Below are 3,526 nucleotides of genomic sequence, written 5' to 3' on the forward strand. Positions count from 1 at the left end.
GAATTACATGCAAGCTGTTGGTATGCAGCAAAATTTATTCGTTAATGGCAGTAAGGAATCTGTATGAAGAAAAATAATGGTTTTACGCTAATAGAAATAATGGTGGTGGTCGCTATTATTGCAATATTGGCATTAATGGCTTTGCCCTCTCCAGACCCTGCCATAGCGCGCAAACAAGTTGTTGAGTCTATGGAATTGGTGGAGGATTACAAAAAACTGGTGGCGTTTTATCACAAAAGTACGCAGGTTTTTTTAAAGGACAACAAAGAAGCAGGAATGCCAGCTGCCGATAAATTGTTGGGCAATTATGTCGATCGTATCGATTTCAAGGATGGCGCATTCCATTTACATTTTGGTAATAAAGCGCATGCCAACATCAAAAACAAGACATTGAGTATCCAGCCGATAATGGTAAAAGGTTCGCCCGAAAGCCCAATTTCATGGATTTGTGGTAAAGCCGCTGTGCCCGCAGGTATGCAAGCAGTAGGAGAAAACCGTACGGATATGGAATTGAAAGATTTGCCATTAAATTGCAGGATCTGATGCATGAAAAAATATCTGCTAATCGTTGTCGCGCTGGGCATTTTCTTGAATTGGAATAAGCTGCGCGATGAGTTCAGTCCACCGCCTGATTTTTCTGCGCAGCACCCTGAAGGCGTGGCCTTATACGCGACTGACTGGTGTGGTTACTGTAAAAAGACGCGCGAGTTTTTCAAACAGCATAATATAGCTTTTGTGGAATACGATATTGAGAAATCGACTGAGGGCAAGGCGCAATATGACCAACTGCACGGCAGCGGGATTCCGCTAATCGTTATTCGCGGCGAAGTGTTGCGCGGCTATGATCCCAATGCAATGAAAGCGCTGCTCAAATTGTAATTCCAAGTGAGGTAATCAGTAAGTAATAATCGGGAGTCGGGTGAATCAATGATTAAATTACAAAAAGACAGTTCGGGTACTTATCGCCAGCGTATCAGCGTTGATGCACATGAATTATTTGCCGATGTAGATACCAGCATTGGTGGTGAGGATTCAGCGCCTGATCCCCATGGCCTGCTGGATTCATCGCTTGCTGCTTGCACGGCGATTACCTTGAGTATGTATGCAAAGCGCCGTGGTATGCCACTTGAAGGAATTAATATTGATATAGAGCGTGATGCGAGCAAAGAAAAAACGGGTGAATACAATCTGGCATTGAACATACACTTTGTTGGTGGTTTAAGTGATGAGCAGAAACAACAATTATTGGGCATTGTTGAAAAATGCCCGATTCATAAATTGTTGTCCCATGCCACGATCAATATCACCACCCATCACCAACCCTAATATTGGCAGCACATCATGCAGGCCAATGTTCCAGCACAATTTTGCCAATCGTTCTGCCTGATTCAAGCTGCGCATGCGCAAGGCGCAGGTTCTCTGCGTTAATCGGGCTGAGCACTTGGTTAAGTGTGGTTTTTATAGCGCCGCTATCAATCAGTTCCGCTACGCGGTTTAATAAATGATGCTGCTCGATCATGTCATCCGTTTCAAATAACGAGCGGGTAAACATGAGTTCCCAAGTGAACGTGATAGATTTGCTTTTCAAAAGATTCAAATCGACCTGCCCACTTAATTCGACAATCGAACAAATATGCCCCTGTGGTTTGATAATTTCCGCCATGGCTTGCCAATGTTGATCGGTGTTGTTCAGGCAAAAAATATAATCAACCTGTTGGATATTCTGCGCACGCAATTGTTCGGCTAACGAGGCGCTGTGATCAATCACCAAGTCTGCCCCCAGTGACTTACACCATTCAATTGATTCGCGGCGCGATGCAGTAACGATGACACTTACATTGGTCAGTGTTTTTGCCAGTTGAATTGCGATTGAACCAACACCGCCTGCGCCGCCAATAATTAATAAGGTTTTAGGTTTACTCTCTTTGCTTTGGGCGATCTGCAGGCGATCAAACAATCCTTCCCATGCTGTAATAGCGGTTAATGGCAGGGCAGCCGCTTCGGCATTGCTGAGTGATACGGGTTTGCGGCCAACAATGCGCTCATCCACTGTGTGAAATTCGCTGTTAGTGCCAGGGCGGGCGATACTGCCTGCGTAATAAACTGTATCACCGGTTTTGAAGAGTGTTGCATCTGGGCCGGTCGCGACGACCCTGCCCACAGCATCCCAACCCAGTACACGGAAATCGGCTTCGATTTTGTTTTTCGGCGCACGTACCTTGGTATCGACGGGGTTGACGGCGATAGCGTCTACGGCGATGAGTAATTCACGACCGACAGGTGTCGGCTGGTCAATATTCACATCCAACAGGGATTCAGGGTTTTGGATGGGTAAGTAGGCTTTGAGTGCTACGGCTTTCATTGATTGGCTCCAAAAAAGGTAAATCCAGCAGGTGTTTTATCTTGGCTGGTAGTCTAGGTGCTGGAGATTTATTTGATAATCGCTATATTGGTTTAATCACTATCAATTAAATTTTGATAATAGGGCGATCAATGAGCAAAACCTATTCGCTGCAGGACTTGGAGTTGTTCCTGCGTGTGGCTGAAACCGGCAATATGAGTGAGGCTGCGCGCCAGTTGAACATCACCAATGCGGCCGTTTCCGCTGCCATCAAGCGCTTGGAGCTGGCATTGGATGTGAGTTTGTTGGAGCGAACGACCCGCAGCCTGCACTTGAGTGCGGCCGGTGAAAGCCTGATTCCTTACGTACAACACGCGTTGGGGGCATTGGGCGACGCTGAATCCGAACTGCGCAACTTGCAGACTTCTGTGGCCGGGGAAATCAGCATCGGGTTGCCCTCGGATCTGGGGCGGCATCTCTTGTTGAATATTCTTGATGATTTCCAGCACCAATACCCGCGCGTGAGTCTGCGGTTGAACTTCTCGGACATGATGCAGGACTTATACAGGGAGGGGCTGGACCTTGTTATCCGCTACGGGGACTTGCGCGATTCATCGCTGATTGCGCGCAAGCTTTGCGATAATCGCCGCTTGCTTGCCGCTGCACCGGCTTATATTGCAACAATGCCTGCGTTAAATTGCCTGGAAGATTTGGCGCAACACAACTGTTTATATTTTTATCGCAATGATCGCCCCTACAATCATTGGCTTTTTTATCGCGCTGAGCAATTAATTGAAATTCCGATTCAAGGAAACCGCAACGCCAATGATGGCGAGGTTGTGCGGCGTTGGGGCGTAGCCGGGCACGGCATTATTTATAAATCGGCAATAGATATACGCGATGATATTGCGCAAGGCCGTTTAGTGACTTTGCTCGATGGACAATACCAAGGGCAATCAACGCCACTCTATGCGGTATACAAAGAACGCAAATACCAACCCTTTCGTTTGACGGCGCTGTTGACTCATTTGGAAAAAAATCTACAACTTTTTTAGCCTGATATTTTCGTATTATTTTTTAAAGATTAGAGGATGACAAGATGAGCTTATTAATCCCGCCCCGCGTTCAAGACATTGGTTTCACGGTAAAACGCTTGTTGCCATCGCGGTTACAGCAGCGTGTTGG

Annotated in this window: 5 protein-coding genes; 4 read left to right on the top strand and 1 reads right to left on the bottom strand. The window is 46.6% G+C overall.

Annotated features, from left to right (window positions below; all coding sequences use genetic code 11):
- Nucleotides 1–63 precede the first annotated feature (63 nt).
- Genes ACWA6V_RS19265 through ACWA6V_RS19275 form a run of 3 tightly spaced genes read left to right on the top strand, consistent with a single transcriptional unit; the run spans nt 64 to nt 1,326 of the window.
- Entirely contained in the window at nt 64–543 is a 480-nt protein-coding gene (locus tag ACWA6V_RS19265) for a pilin (RefSeq protein WP_449524011.1), read from the top strand.
- A gap of 3 nt (nt 544–546) precedes the next feature.
- Nucleotides 547–879: a glutaredoxin domain-containing protein gene (locus ACWA6V_RS19270; RefSeq protein ID WP_449524012.1), complete on the top strand. Its 333-nt coding sequence runs from the start codon at nt 547–549 to the stop codon at nt 877–879.
- Between the two features lie 48 nt (nt 880–927).
- Nucleotides 928–1,326 carry an OsmC family protein gene (locus ACWA6V_RS19275; protein ID WP_449524013.1) on the top strand — a complete coding sequence of 133 codons (399 nt, stop codon included), beginning with the start codon at nt 928–930 and terminating at the stop codon, nt 1,324–1,326.
- Between the two features lie 13 nt (nt 1,327–1,339).
- Here the strand turns inward: ACWA6V_RS19275 and ACWA6V_RS19280 are convergent, their stop codons facing one another.
- Nucleotides 1,340–2,362 carry a zinc-binding alcohol dehydrogenase family protein gene (locus ACWA6V_RS19280; RefSeq protein ID WP_449524014.1) on the bottom strand — a complete coding sequence of 341 codons (1,023 nt, stop codon included), beginning with the start codon at nt 2,360–2,362 and terminating at the stop codon, nt 1,340–1,342.
- Nucleotides 2,363–2,493: 131 nt separating this feature from the next.
- Here ACWA6V_RS19280 and ACWA6V_RS19285 point away from each other — a divergent pair, with 131 nt between their 5' ends.
- Nucleotides 2,494–3,396, top strand: a complete 903-nt coding sequence (locus ACWA6V_RS19285; protein WP_449524015.1) for a LysR family transcriptional regulator — start codon at nt 2,494–2,496, stop codon at nt 3,394–3,396.
- Nucleotides 3,397–3,526: the final 130 nt, after the last annotated feature.

It is taken from the genome of Cellvibrio sp. (assembly GCF_053579595.1).

Bases quoted from the DNA above. Each gene is read 5' to 3' on its own strand.
- ACWA6V_RS19265 (WP_449524011.1), top strand. From the start codon at position 64: ATGAAGAAAAATAATGGTTTTACGCTAATAGAAATAATGGTGGTGGTC.
- ACWA6V_RS19270 (WP_449524012.1), top strand. From the start codon at position 547: ATGAAAAAATATCTGCTAATCGTTGTCGCGCTGGGCATTTTCTTGAAT.
- ACWA6V_RS19275 (WP_449524013.1), top strand. From the start codon at position 928: ATGATTAAATTACAAAAAGACAGTTCGGGTACTTATCGCCAGCGTATC.
- ACWA6V_RS19280 (WP_449524014.1), bottom strand. From the start codon at position 2,362: ATGAAAGCCGTAGCACTCAAAGCCTACTTACCCATCCAAAACCCTGAA.
- ACWA6V_RS19285 (WP_449524015.1), top strand. From the start codon at position 2,494: ATGAGCAAAACCTATTCGCTGCAGGACTTGGAGTTGTTCCTGCGTGTG.